The organism is Methanobrevibacter sp. (genome assembly GCF_045577275.1).
Lineage (GTDB): Archaea > Methanobacteriota > Methanobacteria > Methanobacteriales > Methanobacteriaceae > Methanobrevibacter.
Map to the genome: position 1 here is coordinate 1 of NZ_JAZNIB010000310.1, position 1751 is coordinate 1751.

Below are 1751 nucleotides of genomic sequence, written 5' to 3' on the forward strand. Positions count from 1 at the left end.
AAATTTAAACAAAATAAATATATTAGCAATATTATTAAAAAATATATAAAAAATTTATCGAATAAGAAATTTTTGTTTAGAAAATTAATGAAAATTTTTCCAATGAAAAAAGATCAAAAAAAATTATGCAAATAGGCACCAGTCGGAAAATAAAGTGCCAACGAAAATTGAACAAAATAATAAACAAAATAGAATTTTTATAAACATTATAACACACTATAAAGAAAACTGTTGAACATGAAATAATTTGAGATTTTAAAGAAATGGGGTAAGTTGCATGAAAATATTAATATCAAACTTGAAGGGAAAGGAACTTATGGATATAGCTTTGAAAAATGGTATAGACAAATTGATATCAGTATACATGAACTATAATGAAACCAGTTTGCTTGATCAGTATATGACCAAGGAAAACATCAAAATCAGCACAACAAATGCAATAGAAGCTTCAAAACAACTAACTGACATAATAAGAAAATCAAAAGAGGGAAATGAAATATATGTAGCTACTGATGGAAACTTCCTGGGATCCATTTTAAACTTTGTTGCAAATAAGGAAGGAGCAAACTACATCTATTACTGCTTTTATGACCAAGCAATACAAATGCCAAAGTTAAGCATAAACCTTTCAGAAACAAAAATGAAAATTCTAAAAACCCTTGAAGAGTCCGAACAAACTGCAATCTTAATTGGAAAGAATGTGGGAATCTCAAGAGCCATGGTCTACAAACACATAAATAGCCTAATGGAAGAAGGATTAGTTGGACAAACAAAACAATATGAGAAATATTACCTTACAAATGCAGGCAAGATGACAATTATTTAAAAAATAGTCCAATAGATAAAAAAATTTAAGAAAATAATTTAGCAGCTTATAAAAAAAAAGAAATATCAAAATGTGAAATAATCATCCACATTTGATTTGAAATTTTAATTTTCGAGTTTTCAATAACTAATTCATATTATGCATTATCAAATTAAGCTTCTGCAGGTTTGCCTTTTTCAGCCCATCTTACAGTCATGGTAGTGAATGGCTGAGCAATAGCAGTCCAAATTAAACTGAGTATCCAGTGAGTAATAATCATTACTAAGATATCAACAACAGAGTAAACACCAATAAATGCTAATCCGATGAATACAAAGTTATCGATGAATTCACTTAAAGCAAGAACCAATAAGTTTATACCGGAAGCATAAGCTTTACCTTCGTTTACAATTGTAGTTAATCTAGCATTTACCAAGTTACCAATCAAGTAACTAATGTATGAAGCTACAAGAATTCTTGGGGTTTGGGTAAATACAAAGGATAATGCTGCATCACCAGTAAAGAAATCTGGGGATGGCAAGAATAATATTAAAGTAGTCATAAATACGAATAATACGTCAGCAGCAATACCTAATATAAGGGTTCTTTGTGCAACTCTTTCACCATATACATCTGCAATTACATTGGTTAAGATATATACTAAAGGATAAATTAAAACTCCTGCAGGAGTTTCCATACCTAAAAAGTTAATATTAATAATCTTAACAGTAATTAAGTTTGCAATGGTAAAAGCCATACAGAAGAATACTGTGAGTATTACTCTTTTTTCTGTAAAGTCAAAGTTTAAATCCATTAAATCAATCCTTAATTAATAAAATTATAAAATTAATTATAACCGATTAAAAATCATAAGTTTATGAAATATTAAATTTAAAAGAAGATTTTTAAAAAATATGATATTTCATAGAACATATTAATATTTAAT

General features: G+C 27.5%; 2 protein-coding genes. One reads left to right on the plus strand and one right to left on the minus strand.

The window, feature by feature from the left end; all coding sequences use genetic code 11:
• Positions 1-277 precede the first annotated feature (277 nt).
• Positions 278-826: a winged helix-turn-helix domain-containing protein gene (locus ACKI67_RS08885; protein ID WP_407463178.1), complete on the plus strand. Its 549-nt coding sequence runs from the start codon at positions 278-280 to the stop codon at positions 824-826.
• Positions 827-977: 151 nt separating this feature from the next.
• On the opposite strand, the gene ACKI67_RS08890 is transcribed toward ACKI67_RS08885, so the two are convergent.
• Positions 978-1619 carry a queuosine precursor transporter gene (locus ACKI67_RS08890; RefSeq protein WP_407463179.1) on the minus strand — a complete coding sequence of 214 codons (642 nt, stop codon included), beginning with the start codon at positions 1617-1619 and terminating at the stop codon, positions 978-980.
• Positions 1620-1751 lie beyond the last annotated feature (132 nt).

Excerpts from the sequence above, each read along its gene's own strand:
- ACKI67_RS08885 (WP_407463178.1), top strand. The coding sequence starts at position 278 with ATGAAAATATTAATATCAAACTTGAAGGGAAAGGAACTTATGGATATA.
- ACKI67_RS08890 (WP_407463179.1), bottom strand. The coding sequence starts at position 1,619 with ATGGATTTAAACTTTGACTTTACAGAAAAAAGAGTAATACTCACAGTA.